The following is a 12961-nucleotide window of genomic DNA, read 5'->3' on the forward strand; positions in this document are numbered from 1 at the left end:
AAGAAAAATTAAGTGTGATGCCGAACGCCGATGCATTTGCGAAATAACTTTGGGACGCAACGCTTTACAGCAGTCTGTAAATTTCTGGTACGAGCATTTACGAGCCTTGGTAAGTAAGGTTAAAACTTACGCCGATCTACATGGCGAGGTTGCAAAAACCTCAACCAAATAGTCGATCATCGCTCTTACTTTGAGTGGTAATCGACGATCTGGCGCGAACAATACATGCAAGCCGCCGAGATCCAATGGGGGGTGATTCAATTCTAAAGCAACCAGAGCACCACTGGCCAATGCCTCCGACACGATAAAATTGGGTTGATATATGATTCCTTGGCCCTTAACGGCGGCAGCAAGAAGTGCGTCGCCATTGTTACACATGAGGTTGCCTGTTACGGGCACTTGAATTTGGCCATCTTGGCCGAATGCCCAGGTGCCGCTGCTTTGTGCTGAGGAGAGGTTGTAGCTCAGGCAATTATGGCTTGAGAGCTCAGCTACACGGTTAGGCTTTCCGTGTTTTTTCAAATACTCAGGAGAGGCACAAAGTCGCATCGGGCAATTACCGAGACGGCGAGCTTTGAGATTGCTGTCAGCGAGATGTCCGATGCGAATAATCAGATCCCAGTTCTCTTTCAGCAGATCCTGTTGGGTGTCGCTCAGGCCAAGATCCACCTCTACCAGAGGATAACGCTGGGTAAATTCGGGTATTAATGGTGCTATGAAGCGTGTGCCAAAGGATAGCGGTGCATTTAAACGTAATCGACCCATGGCTTGGTGCTGCTGCGAAGATACCTCGGACTCGGCTTCTTCAATATCTTGAAGAATGCGCTGACAGGCCTGTAGGTATTGCCGTCCGGCATCTGTTAGTGACAACTGTCGAGTCGTGCGATGAAGCAATTTGGTGCCGAGTCTAGTTTCCAAAGAATCCACATGTTTTGTGGCCATTGCTGGCGACATGTTGAGTTCTCGGCCTGCAGCAGACAGACTACCTTTGGAAACTGCCTGAATGAACACCTGCATGCTTGTGTATCGGTCCAGCATTTTATTTCCTACTTTTAGTTAAAATAGCTCCTTGTTTAAGTCTATTCTCCTTTTCTCGGTATCAGTATAACCTGTTCATTGTGATATCTGAACTATTCAAGCCTTTGGAGGTATGTCGATGTCTATGCAGTCAAAAGTGCCTAGAAAACAACCAGTTTTTTTTATTCCCCATGGCGCCGGTCCCTGCTTTTTTATGGACTGGAATCCCCGCAATACGTGGGACGGTATGGCCGAATTCCTCCGAAATATCAGTGGATGTTTGCCAGAAAAGCCGACGGCCATCCTGATGATATCCGCTCACTGGCGTACTCCAGAGTTTCGTGTGACCGCCGGCAGCCAGCCTCATCTGATTTATGACTATTTCGGTTTTCCGGACCACACCTATGAATTGACCTATCCAGCTCCGGGAGCACCTGAGTTGGCGCATCGCGTGAGTCGTCTACTGAGTGGGGCACAACAGTACACCCTCGAGGATTCCGTGCGTGGGTTTGACCACGGTATGTTTATTCCACTCAAAGTGATGTTCCCCGAGGCAGACATTCCTGTGGTTCAGCTTTCTTTACGGCAAGACTTAGATCCCGAGGCACACCTGCTGGCAGGCAAAGCTTTGGCGCCATTACGTGATGAAGGTGTGCTGATTCTCGGTAGTGGCATGAGCTTTCACAATATGCGTGGTTACGGCGACAGGCGGTTTACGCCGCTTTCCGAGGTGTTCGATGATTGGCTGACGGACACTGTAGAAGGTGACTCCAAAGTTCGTTATCAACGATTGAAGCAATGGTTTCAGGCACCTTACGCTCTCGATTGTCATCCGCGCGGAAACGAGGAACACCTAATCCCATTGCTGCTTGCAGCGGGTGCAGCGGACGACGAGCCCGGCAAGAAAATTTATTCAGAACGAGTGATGGAAACTCAATTATCGGCGTTTCAATTTGGTTGAGTGGCGTGGGCTTCTCAACAATCAATGGCTAGAGGAACAGAATGATGAAGATTGAATTAACAGGCAAACATGCGTTGATCACCGGATCTACCGCTGGTATTGGCTTGGCTATTGCTCAAGGGATGGCTCAGGCAGGAGCCTTAGTGACCATCGTGGGCCGCGACCGAGCCAAAGTGGATAAAGCCTTGACTCAGATAGCTAGCACCAGCGGCCGTGATGATACCAAGGGTATTATCGCCGACCCAGGCACCGCAGAAGGTTGTCAGACCATCATTGCACAGGTGCCAGAAGTAGATATTTTAGTCAATAATCTAGGTATTTATGGCGGCGTTCCATTCTTCGATATCGACGATGCCGCTTGGGAAGAAATTTTCCAGGTAAACGTGATGAGCGGTGTACGACTCGCTCGGCATTATGCCAGCGGCATGAAGACTCGCGGCTGGGGCCGCATCCAGTTCATTTCGAGTGAATCGGCGTTAAATATTCCATCCGAGATGGTGCACTATGGGGTGAGCAAGGCGGCGCTCCAGGGCCTCTCCCGAGGATTAGCGAAGGTTCTTGCTGGTACCGGTGTGACCGTGAATAGCATCCTGCCTGGTCCGACTCGTACTGAAGGAGCCAAGGCCATGATGGCTGACCTAGCGGCTGAGCGGGGAGTATCCCCGGAAGCAATGGAGGCCTTGTTTTTGGATGAAAACCGGCCGTCCACGCTGCTAAGGCGTTTTGCCGAACCGGAAGAAGTTGCTAGCATCTGTGTCTATGCCGCCTCTCCCCAGGCCAGTGCCACCACAGGTTCCGCCTTGCGTGTTGAAGGTGGCATTGTGGAAAGCATTACCTGAAGCTCCGTTCGTGAGAATATATTTATGAGGTTTACTCATGCTCACTCAGCGCGCAGCCGACTTGGCGGTACTTATTAAAGCGCAGAGAAAAGCGCTGAGTTATACGCAAGTCTTCCCCACGCTCGTGGGGGTGTTTCCCAACCAAGCTCGTTGTCTGGCACCTTGTCGAAGTCTTCCCCACGCTCGTGGGGGGGAGTAGCCAACTAATCTTGGCCACTGTTGTTTCAGAGTGCAAAGCCATTCTTCCAAATCGCTAGTGGATGGAATAGTGCCGGCAAGTTCGTTGTAGTACTGGTATCAACTAGGAGTAGGTCAGCTTTCATCCCCTCGGCAATGCGCCCTTGATGAGGCAGAGCAAAGGCCTTTGCTGGCGCGGCGGTTGCTGCGTGCAGGACTGATTCGAGCGGCAATCCAGCACGCTTTAATAGCTCGAGTTCTACCAGTAATGACCAGCCGTGAGCGGTGCTTGGGTTCGGTGCGTCGCTGCCAGCTAAAATCGGCACTCCTGCTTGGTAGAGCCGCTCAGTAGTGAGTAGCAGGTTGTCATAAAAGTGCGGTGGGAATTGAGTATTGCCAAACGACTGATTGAGGCTGGTCTGTGCGCTCGCTGGGAGCTTTATGTTTTCTGCGGTTAACAGCGTTTCGTTTAACTCACCTCGCAGCATACCCTCATACAGCGCCATGGTTGGGATGATAAAAGTCCCGTTGCTGCGCATCAATTGCACTAGCTCATCGCTCGCTGGGCGGTCAAAGAAACTATGCACCAGGCCGTCGGCACCCGCTTTGACGGCGTCCACTGCTGAAGCGTGATCGGCAACATGCACCACGGCAAGTTGCTGCGCTTGATGGGCGGCCTTAATGGTGGCTTCCAGTTCCGCATACGAAATCGACGGTGCATGTTGATAAACGGCATCAGCACGGGTGTAGACGATTTTGATAAAATCAGAGCCACTGTCGAGGCGTTTTGCGACAGCTTCGGGGGCTGCGCTAGGATCACTTAACGTGGGTACGCGAATACCGTATTGCGTGCCATGGCCGTTAGGTGCAGTGACTAAGTAGCCAGCGCCAAAGATATCAGCATGTTCAGCTTGCTGGGTCTTCGCACGTGCGGCTTTATGCTGCTGTAAAAAGCTAGGGTCACCGAACATATCGATCACGGTGGTCACGCCAAAGTTCAAACTTTGTTCAAGGGCATCGCCCCAGACGTGCACATGTGCGTCGATTAAGCCGGGCATCAGCACTTGGCCTTGGGTTTCACGGTAGGGTAAGTCAAGGTCAGGTCGTTGCATCGAGAGCTCAGTGATCCAGCCTTCATGCACAACCACGAATTTTTCATCGCGCCATTTTTCGCCGTCAAAGATGTTCACCGGACCGATCACGAAGCTGTTGTCGTTCGCCACGTCAGCAGTTTTCGGAGTTGGTAAATTCAATACGATAGCCAGTATAGCAACAACAGCGACAAGTAATAGAAGTATCTTTTTCATAGGTAACAGGCTCTCATTTAAATTAGTGCGAAAGGCGCTGGTAACGCCAGCGTACAAGCAGAACAAGTAACAGGGAAAAGCCGACAAGTGCAGCCAAGTGCAGCCAAATGCTATGTCCCTGACTCGTGCCAATCACAGCATGTGCCAACTGCGCATAGTGGTAAGCGGGCAGGCCATAGGCGATGTATTGCACGGCTTCCGGTAAGAATTGAATGGGCACCCACAAGCCGGATAAGAAGGCCATAGGTAAATAAACCAAGTTGACCACAGCGGGAGCGCTTTTGTCGGACAAGCATAGGCCCAGCAATAAGCCGATAAGGGCAAAGGGAAGGGTACCGATTAGCAATACCAGCAACAGCGCTAACCATTGCCAAGCGTAGAGTTCGACGCCAGCAAAAATCCCACCGGTGACAAACAGGATTAAGGCAATGCACAAGGCGAAGACCAAGCTACTGACATACTTAGCTGCTACGTAAGCGTTAAAGGGCATAGGCGCAACGCGCTTCAACGTAAGCCAGCCATGGGCTCGGTCACTGGCGACTGCGGTCGCATAGTTGAACATAGCCGGCCCCATCATACCGAAACAGGCATAAGAAACGAGCATGTACTGACCGCTACCCGAGCTGAAATTAAAAACGATACCAAAAAAGATATAAAAAGTGACTGGAAATAAAATAGCCGGCAAAAAGAACGCGGGTGTACGCCATAGACTTAGTAAATCATAGCCTGCTTCTTTAACGTATAAATTCGCATTAAACATAGCGCTGCTCCTGCATGTTGGCTAGGTAGGCTTGCTCGAGTGAACCATGATCAGCGATCACCTCGGACAAAGTGCCTGCAGCGATAACTCTTCCCTCTCGCAACATCGCGACACGGTCGGCCAAACGCTCGGCTTCTTCAATGTAGTGGGTGGTCAGTACAATAGCCGTGCCAGCAGAGCGGTATTTTTGAATATGCTGCCAGAGCGCATGACGCGCCTCGACATCCATGCCGACAGTCGGCTCATCAAGAAACAGTAAGTCGGGCTTACCAGCCACGGCGAGGGCGAAAAGGACTTGCTGGCGCTGGCCGCCAGAAAGTTTGCCAAAGCGTTGCTTGGCGATACTGCTAAGATTAAATTTGTTTATGAGCTCACCAACCTGAAAACCGTTTTGGTAATAGCTACAAAACAGGTCCAACTGCTCGTAGACAGTTAGATTGGCTGCCAGTGTACCGAGTTGCATCATGACGCCTAAACGCTGTCGTACCGCTAACGGTCGATGTTGGTTCAACATGGGGTGACCAAAAAGTTCAAGTTGATCTGCTTGATAGGCGTGGATGCCAAGCACGCTATTGATGAGTGACGTTTTACCCGCACCATTTTTGCCAAGTATTGCAAGAACCTCGCCGCTATAGGCGGTGAGATCCACATCGCAAAGCGCGCGATGCTGGCCATAGCTTTTGCTTAAGCCGTGAATAGATAAGTGTGCGACTGCCATGGGCGATCTCCAGTAAATAATGTTAGAGCCAAGTTTAGGGAGACAGGAGTTCGCGCGACAGTCGTTTTTGTCAGCAATTGAAGGTGACAAATGTCACTAGCCGAATGGGCTAGCAATGGCCATAATGAGGTAACTTCGAGCCAAAGAAGCAGATGATGATCAACGAAAAAACCAAACAAAAGGCCTCTAACGAAGAAGCGAAACATGCTTGGGTCTATCTATTTAACTTAGGTTTTTACATCCTACCGATGGTGCTATTCCCCTATACGGTCAGCGAAATCGTGTTGCTTTCGCTCGCCATGTTGGTATTTGTCGCTCTGTACTTTTATTGCTTCTATTTGCCTTACCAACGCATGCTTTGGCCGATTCTGGGTATGTTCGCTATTGCCTGTGTGGTAACGCCTTGGAACCCCGGCTCCGTTGCCTTATTCAGCTACGTCGGCTTTTTTGTGGGCTTTGCCTATCGTTGGCCCTATGCCTTAACCGCCGTGCTTGGTGTCATCGCTACCCTCGCAGTATTTCAGTGGGGTGTGGGTACGCATTGGGACCTGTTTTTCCATTACGGTACCGTTATTGTGGTAACCGTTGCGATCTTTGGCCGAGTTGAACGCTTGCGGCAACGCCACGCCGCCGCAGAACGCCGCAGTGCCGAAGAAATCGAACGCCTCGCAACGAGTGTTGAGCGCGAGCGCATCGCCCGCGACTTACACGATATCTTGGGGCATACACTTTCGAGTATTGTATTGAAATCTGATTTAGCCAAAGCGCAACTTGGTAAACAGCAATACGATGCCGCTGCGCAACAGCTACAGGAGCTCAGCGAAATAGCTCGTATTAGCTTGTCGCAAGTGCGGCAAAGCGTGTCAGGTTATAAACATCGTGGACTAGCGCTTGAACTGAAGCGGCTAGAACAGCGCTTACAGGATGCCGGTTTTCGCACCGATATCTTAGGTAAGCCACCGCTGTTTGATGCAGCGCGTGAAACAGCCCTAGTGCTCGCCATAACCGAATTAGTTACAAATGTGATTCGCCATAGTTCAGGCCAGCTCTGCACTATTCATTTTGATGAAAGCGCCGACGTCTATCGGGTGCAAGTAAGCGACGACGGTAATCATGCAGAAGTTCAAAGAGGTAACGGTCTGTTGGGAGTACAACAACGAATACAAGAGCTGGGCGGCTCCGTCGAAGTTTTCACCGCACGGGGCTGTGCCGTCGCCCTGCAGTTGCCGAAGCATGAAATACTCAAAGTAACCGGAGCAACGACATGAAAATTTTGCTTGCCGAAGACCAAACGATGGTGCGCACCGCGTTAGCTAGCTTGCTTCGTTTAGAGGCAGACTACGAGGTTGATGAGGCGGTCGACGGTGCAGCAGCGCAGCAACAACTGCAACAGGAGCACTACGACATACTCTTGACCGACATCGAAATGCCTCATCTTTCTGGGCTTGAGCTTCTGCAGTGGGTACAGCAGCATCAGCCAGCACTCAAAACCGTCATTATTACGACGTTTAATCGCGCGGGTTATATCAAACGTGCCGTTGATGCTGGAGTGAGCGGCTTCTTACTCAAAGATGCTCCGATTGCTACACTCATTGATTCACTTCACAAGGTCTGTGCGGGAGCGCGAGTAATAAGCAATGAATTACTGCTGCAAGCACTCGGCCAACAGGACCCACTAACGGAGAAAGAACGCAAGGCACTGCGCCTTGCAGGACAGGGAATGAGCACACAAGCTATTGCAGAAGCATTGTTTATTGCAGAGGGAACTGCCCGCAACTATCTCTCCGAGGCGATAAGTAAATTACACGCAAATAATCGCGTCGAGGCCGCACGCTTCGCTCATCAACAGGGCTGGTTATGACGATAACAACCATGAACCAAAACGACCAACGCTTAGTTAGTGCGGCAAATTTCTGGTACGAGCATTTGCTAGCCTGTTTCATGGCTATAATACGCCGCGTTTGGAGCCACAGGGTAGTGGGAAAATGTGTCATTACATCGTGAAGCTCACCGATGCTGCCCAAGTAGACGACGAGGTTAAGGCTTGGCTTCGTGCCGCATACACGGCTGCAGGTTGACTCGAGCGCTAGATACGCATCTAGCAGACGCGCTTCCGAAGCTCACGAATGTTGTCGCGAGCTGATTCATTAAAATCATACTTGAGCATTACACGCAGATATCGAGTAACGTACTGACAATGAAACTCTTTATTTGGAGGCAACCAATCGCGAGGGCCTTTTGCGCCTTTACTCCGATTAAGATTAGCTGTAACTGCAAAGAGATTGACGGGGTCGTTCGCGAAGTTTTTTCTTTCTGCATCTGTCCACTTATCCGCACCATGTTCCCAAGCCCACGCCAGTGGCACAAGGTGGTCAATATCCATCTTCGATGAATCAAAAAGTACGTTCCCCGAGTATGGGTCGTTCCAACGTCCACGAAGCACCCGACATCCATTTTCTGACATTGTTACTGGTCCAGTTGATAAGTCTTGTAAAAGCTCGTGACGAGTGTTTAAGCAATCACCATCGTCATCTGTCCAGTGCGCGAAAGCGCTCCTGGAGTAACTTTGTGATGTTGTAGAATTTGCAGGTTTAGTAACTCCATTCTTGTTGTGGTTGTGACTTCCTTTGGGGAGCTTTCCACCAGCGGCTAAGCAAGCTTCGATTGTTTCGAAAGCGGTGAAGTTTTTCGTTCGTGAATAATATTCACTCGAGCTGTCATGACAAATTTTGCTGGTGCTCATTTTGACTGGTTCGGCAAGCAATTCACCTGAGAAGATTATTAAGCAACATGAAATGAAAGAGATGATGGCCGATTTGAGTACAGGTCCAGTGTAAGTCGATTGCAAAGCGCTGTAGTGCATGTCGTATTCTCAGGTGCGGCATTAAATACCCGCAGTGTAAGCCATTTCTTACATTGAGTGTAACGTTGAGTAGCCACTTGAAGTCTTGCATACGCTAAGAAACGTGTATGCAAGCAGTACTGGAGAGATTCTAAAGAAGAGGACGTTGCCCTAAACGCTCAACTCGACAGCCGCGCGCTTATCACGTTACCACGATCGTCGTAACTAAAGGCCTGCGTAAGCTGTTGACCAAAAGATATAGTCACGAACTTGTTCAAGTGATCTTTGAGCAGCCTTATTGTCAACTAGTAATTTGGTCGAACGCGATATAGCCAAGCGTCAAACCGCTTCTGTATACCTTAAACAGCTCGTTGAAATTGGCATTTTAGAGGAGACAACCTCGGGCAATTTTCATGTGGAAAATCTTCCACCTCAAAACTCAGGCTTTTCCGGATATTTGTACTTATAAGGATTATTGTTGCAGTAAGCATATCGGTCAAAGCTATGCACTATGGCTCGTCTGGCAGACTATCAGCATCAGGCGTAGGAGTGTATTTGTATCCAGTCAATACCCAAACTCCATTTATATAAGTATAACTCCACGTCCTAGTTCCATCGGCTCTAGTCTGTGTGACTGTTTGCTTATCACCTTCTTTCGGTGTTGGGTCAGGATTTGGAACATTGCTAAACGTGTCAAAAGCACTTTCGGATCCTATATTAGACTTACCTACACCCGTACAGAAATGTTTCTTACTTATTACAGTATAAGGTTCGTCAAGGTCAAACGTGTTAGTGCTAATTGCTTCATACATTGCATCAATCAGCCCAGGACTGAGAGTCGGGGAGCCTTCTTCCTCTATCACTTGAGTACTGCAAACTGCTTTGGCATAAGTAGAACCGGAAAAGACTATAGATGAAACCACAAAGAATGATATATAAGTACCTAATTTGAACACATCTGACGGGTTCAAACGCACTCGATGGTTTTTAGTTGATAATGCAAATTCATGAATATATTGAATCACTTTACTGAAATTCCTTTTAATTTTTATGGTGAAAGTATAACTCCACAATAAAAATCTAGTCGTAACTCATGCAAATTACAAATTGCATCAAATGACAACTCGAAGATTAAATGCATTAAATCAATTAGTTGGCTCATATTCTTGCAACCTTTATCAGTGGCAATTGCTTGAACGTCAGTCAATGATGCTATTTCGGTGGTTCATGAGCGAGACGGAGATACCTACACCACCGAATACCAATGCAATACAAATCAAGCATCTAGTACCTATTTTATAATGACCCTGAATCACAGCGCAAATTGAAATACTCTCTTTTCCTTGGCCCTGCGGCAATTCTGAATGCGCATTTAAAGGCGGTCGAGCAATTCATACAGTGCTTTGTCGTTCTCCTGACCAAGCTGCTGTGCAAGTTGGCGATGTGCTTCAACACCCGCTTCGTTGTTGTCCAATTTCATGAGCTGAGCCATGCGAGCATGCGCCCAAGCAAGCTCTGGAAGTTCTAAGTCGTTGTCGAATGCAAGAATGTATGCTTCCATACTTTGAATTCCATCTTGCACATCAATGCCGCTAAACACTGCATTTCTAGCCACTTGATAGCGAGCGTTTAGTTGTGCTGCACGAATTTCTGGATGCTCCGAGAGCGCGCTGTCTGCCTGTAACATAGCGGCTTGTTTGAATAAGGTGTGAGCGCCTGCATAATCTCCCTCTGCTTGCTTTTGTAGCCCCAAACGAAGTTTGAGTCGGGGTTCATTCGGGTGTTTTGTCATGGCCTGGGTTAATGCAGCGGTATAATTGTTAGCGTCGAAAACGTTCACTACACGTAATTGCGCAAGTGTACCTTGAAGGTTGTCGAGCGTTGCTATATCAGCGGCCTTGGCCCGAGCCTTGGTCTCGCCGCCGCCTACAATAGAAGGTGCATTCAAGTAGTAGTTCAGCGCGGCTAGTTGGTACTTCATATTAGTTGGCTCGAGGGCCACGGCTTTTTCAATACACTTACGGCTTCTTGGTGCATTGCGCATAGCGCTCAATATGCCTTCTCCCGTACGTAGGCCATAAATTACACCACAGTAATAATTCACCTGAGGGTCCTCAGGATACTGCTCAAGAAGCCTTTCCATTAGGCGCTGCGCAGGGCCAAGTTCATTTGGCAAATGTGCTTCTATTTGCTGCAGCTGAGGCTCAAGAGCTTGGGAATTATGTTGGGCCCAAGTGTTTACAGTGGCAAATGTGCATGCAGCGACTGTGAGAATAAGTATGTGTTTCATAATCGGTCCTTATTTATGGCCTTAATTTAAAGCTTTGCGTGGCGGGTCATATTTCTTTGAGAGTTTGGCGATAAAGAATGATCCAATAACTCCAGGAGCGAACCAAAGGGCAGTTTGTACCCAGCCACTAGCGTGTAGTAACGAATTTCCACCAAACACAATGAAAGCGGTGTATGCACCAATTCCAGAGCCGAGATAAGCTCCCAAGTGTTCACGCAACCAAGCCGTTGGAGACACGCTTTTACGGTAGATATAAACCAAGTTAGACACACCAATCACCACTCCAAGTGCGCCGAATACAATGAGTAAAACGAGACTGTTAAAGAGTCCAAAAGCGCTAAGTGCTAATCCATTGATTGCAAACGCTCCGTTGATGGCTAAAGGCAGAGGCTTTTTCAAGCCATTACGGTTGCGTTTGTGCTCCAGCACTTGATTACCGTGAAAAATAGCGCAGTGAATCAACATGCCAAGATGAATAAGAAACCAAGCAAAAATATAAGTTTGTTTTAGGCGCACCTCGGTAAGGTGAGGAACCGCAGCAAGTTCAGGTTTAACGGCAGTATTGAATAACAACACCATTACGGAAGCAAAAATGCCAGTCAACGCAACCACGTGCATACTTGAGCCATAAATCTTGCCGAATTTTTTGTGATTTAAACCGCCTTTACGAGAAAGTACAGGCACCCAAAATAGGCAGACTGCGAGCGCTCCAGCCATAACGTGAATTGCTACGGTAAGTTGATAGATGGTTAACATAATTGCCATTCCTCCGAGAACATAGGGGTAAAGAGCAGGCCTCTTAAACCTTGGAGGAAATTTTAGGTGGCTATGAAAATGTATGTTAGTGACAGAAGTCACAACTTTAAAAATGACTTTTGGCCTATTGGTGATTTACGCAATTGCTTGCATACTCAGGCAATGGAACTGAAAAACTTAAAGCTAGATGCTGATCGACTAAGCGGTATTGGCACCGTGCTGGTAGTGGCCGCTTTCGACTTGTGGCTGTTACTCTCAACCACCAACGCAAGCACACCAAGGCTTACTTTGTTGGCGTTACTTTATGCAACTTTTACGGTTACATTTTTCATCAATACAAACGATGAAGTACCGCTCTCAAGATGGCCCCGGCACCTAATAATTGGTGGTCAATTTGTAGTCATTTGTTCAATAATGTACACCACACCCAATATGTTTAGTGCCATTTTATTAGTGGTGTGGTCGGCGCAGCTCCCTTATTTTATGCCTTTTCGCTGGGCGCTTTGGCTCACGCCACTGTGGAGCTTTGTTGCGTGGAGTACGCACTTTCTGCGTTGGCAGCCCGACGGCATTGTCATTACAGCAGTGCTATTAACGACGTTTAAAGTGTTCGCGCTCATTATGATGGAGTCGAGGCGTAATGCAGAATTTCAAAAAGAGCGCGCAGAGCAAGCGAATCGAGAGCTTATTGCTATGCAGTCACTTGTGAAAGAGGCGTCGCAGCAGGAAGAACGGCTGCGTATTGCCCGCGATATTCATGATCTTGTAGGCCATCATCTTACCGCGCTTACGGTGCAGCTCCAGGTGCTGGCGCGTAAGGTACCTGAAGCTCTGAAAGTTGACGTAGAGCGTTCTCGTGCTATTTCGAAATTACTGCTCGCAGACGTGCGTGTTGCCGTAAGCGAAATGCGTGAACATGAACAACTGAATTTGCGCGAAGCACTTGAGGCTTTGGTCGAAAAATTACCGGGCATTGAGGTTTCATTGGCTTTCCCGAACAAAGTTGCGGTACTCAATTTAGAACAAGCGCTAGCAATATTGCGCGGTGTGCAGGAAAGCGTGACCAATAGCGTGCGACATGGCAAAGCCACCAAGGTAGGAATTGAGGTGCAGCAATCTGAACGCGAACTTGTAGTGCGTGTTAAAGACAACGGGCAAAGCAGCAAACCGATCGAATTTGGCAATGGCTTGAACGGCATGCAGGAGCGGCTAAAAAGCTTTAATGGCACTGTAACTGCTGAGCGCCAAGCGCGCGGCTTTTTGGTGTGTCTTAGAATACCGGTGGGTTTATGAG

The 12961-nt window shown here is 48.6% G+C and carries 13 protein-coding genes and 1 pseudogene; 6 read left to right on the top strand and 8 right to left on the bottom strand.

Features of this window, described 5'->3' with window-relative positions:
• Positions 1-126: 126 nt before the first annotated feature.
• Positions 127-1017, bottom strand: coding sequence for a LysR family transcriptional regulator (locus ACQ661_RS06020; protein ID WP_431667934.1), 891 nt, complete (start codon positions 1015-1017; stop codon positions 127-129).
• A gap of 145 nt (positions 1018-1162) precedes the next feature.
• On the opposite strand from ACQ661_RS06020, the gene ACQ661_RS06025 reads away from it, so the two are divergent.
• A complete protein-coding gene (locus ACQ661_RS06025; RefSeq protein WP_228759515.1) occupies positions 1163-1978 on the top strand; it encodes a DODA-type extradiol aromatic ring-opening family dioxygenase in 816 nt (271 codons plus the stop codon).
• Between the two features lie 41 nt (positions 1979-2019).
• On the top strand, positions 2020-2817 hold the full coding sequence (locus ACQ661_RS06030; RefSeq protein WP_431667936.1) for an SDR family NAD(P)-dependent oxidoreductase: 798 nt from the start codon (positions 2020-2022) through the stop codon (positions 2815-2817).
• Between the two features lie 224 nt (positions 2818-3041).
• On the opposite strand, the gene ACQ661_RS06035 is transcribed toward ACQ661_RS06030, so the two are convergent.
• From ACQ661_RS06035 to ACQ661_RS06045, 3 genes are read right to left on the bottom strand one after another with little or no spacing between them, the layout of a single operon-like run.
• A complete protein-coding gene (locus ACQ661_RS06035; protein WP_431667937.1) occupies positions 3042-4301 on the bottom strand; it encodes an amidohydrolase family protein in 1260 nt (419 codons plus the stop codon).
• A 22-nt stretch (positions 4302-4323) separates the two neighbouring features.
• Entirely contained in the window at positions 4324-5061 is a 738-nt protein-coding gene (locus ACQ661_RS06040) for an ABC transporter permease (RefSeq protein WP_110076879.1), read from the bottom strand.
• Complete coding sequence (locus tag ACQ661_RS06045; RefSeq protein ID WP_431667938.1) at positions 5054-5779, bottom strand: ABC transporter ATP-binding protein; 726 nt, start codon at positions 5777-5779, stop codon at positions 5054-5056. Before ACQ661_RS06045 ends, ACQ661_RS06040 begins: the two co-directional genes overlap by 8 nt.
• Positions 5780-5931: 152 nt before the next feature.
• Between ACQ661_RS06045 and ACQ661_RS06050 the strand changes: the two genes are divergently transcribed.
• Together ACQ661_RS06050 and ACQ661_RS06055 are read left to right on the top strand one after the other, a co-directional pair.
• Positions 5932-7047, top strand: a complete 1116-nt coding sequence (locus ACQ661_RS06050; RefSeq protein WP_228759584.1) for a sensor histidine kinase — start codon at positions 5932-5934, stop codon at positions 7045-7047.
• Positions 7044-7640, top strand: a complete 597-nt coding sequence (locus ACQ661_RS06055; RefSeq protein WP_110076876.1) for a response regulator transcription factor — start codon at positions 7044-7046, stop codon at positions 7638-7640. Before ACQ661_RS06050 ends, ACQ661_RS06055 begins: the two co-directional genes overlap by 4 nt.
• A gap of 237 nt (positions 7641-7877) precedes the next feature.
• Here ACQ661_RS06055 and ACQ661_RS06060 read toward each other — a convergent pair whose 3' ends face one another.
• The gene (locus ACQ661_RS06060; protein WP_431667941.1) at positions 7878-8642 is read right to left on the bottom strand and encodes an HNH endonuclease family protein; all 765 of its coding nucleotides are present in this window, start codon (positions 8640-8642) and stop codon (positions 7878-7880) included.
• 224 nt (positions 8643-8866) lie between these two features.
• Between ACQ661_RS06060 and ACQ661_RS06065 the strand changes: the two are divergent.
• Positions 8867-9090, top strand: a pseudogene (locus ACQ661_RS06065) (hypothetical protein); the annotation flags it as partial.
• A gap of 40 nt (positions 9091-9130) precedes the next feature.
• On the opposite strand, the gene ACQ661_RS06070 reads toward ACQ661_RS06065, so the two are convergent.
• From ACQ661_RS06070 to ACQ661_RS06080, 3 genes are all read right to left on the bottom strand, one after another.
• A complete protein-coding gene (locus ACQ661_RS06070) occupies positions 9131-9646 on the bottom strand; it encodes a hypothetical protein (protein WP_431667942.1) in 516 nt (171 codons plus the stop codon).
• Between the two features lie 347 nt (positions 9647-9993).
• The gene (locus ACQ661_RS06075; protein WP_431667943.1) at positions 9994-10911 is read right to left on the bottom strand and encodes a hypothetical protein; all 918 of its coding nucleotides are present in this window, start codon (positions 10909-10911) and stop codon (positions 9994-9996) included.
• A gap of 21 nt (positions 10912-10932) precedes the next feature.
• On the bottom strand, positions 10933-11667 hold the full coding sequence (locus ACQ661_RS06080; protein ID WP_431667944.1) for a hypothetical protein: 735 nt from the start codon (positions 11665-11667) through the stop codon (positions 10933-10935).
• Positions 11668-11739: 72 nt separating this feature from the next.
• Between ACQ661_RS06080 and ACQ661_RS06085 the strand changes: the two genes are divergently transcribed.
• Complete coding sequence (locus ACQ661_RS06085) at positions 11740-12960, top strand: sensor histidine kinase (RefSeq protein ID WP_431667945.1); 1221 nt, start codon at positions 11740-11742, stop codon at positions 12958-12960.
• Position 12961 lies beyond the last annotated feature (1 nt).

It is taken from the genome of Pseudidiomarina sp. WS423, assembly GCF_050750165.1.
GTDB classification, from domain to species: Bacteria; Pseudomonadota; Gammaproteobacteria; order Enterobacterales; family Alteromonadaceae; genus Pseudidiomarina; species Pseudidiomarina fusca.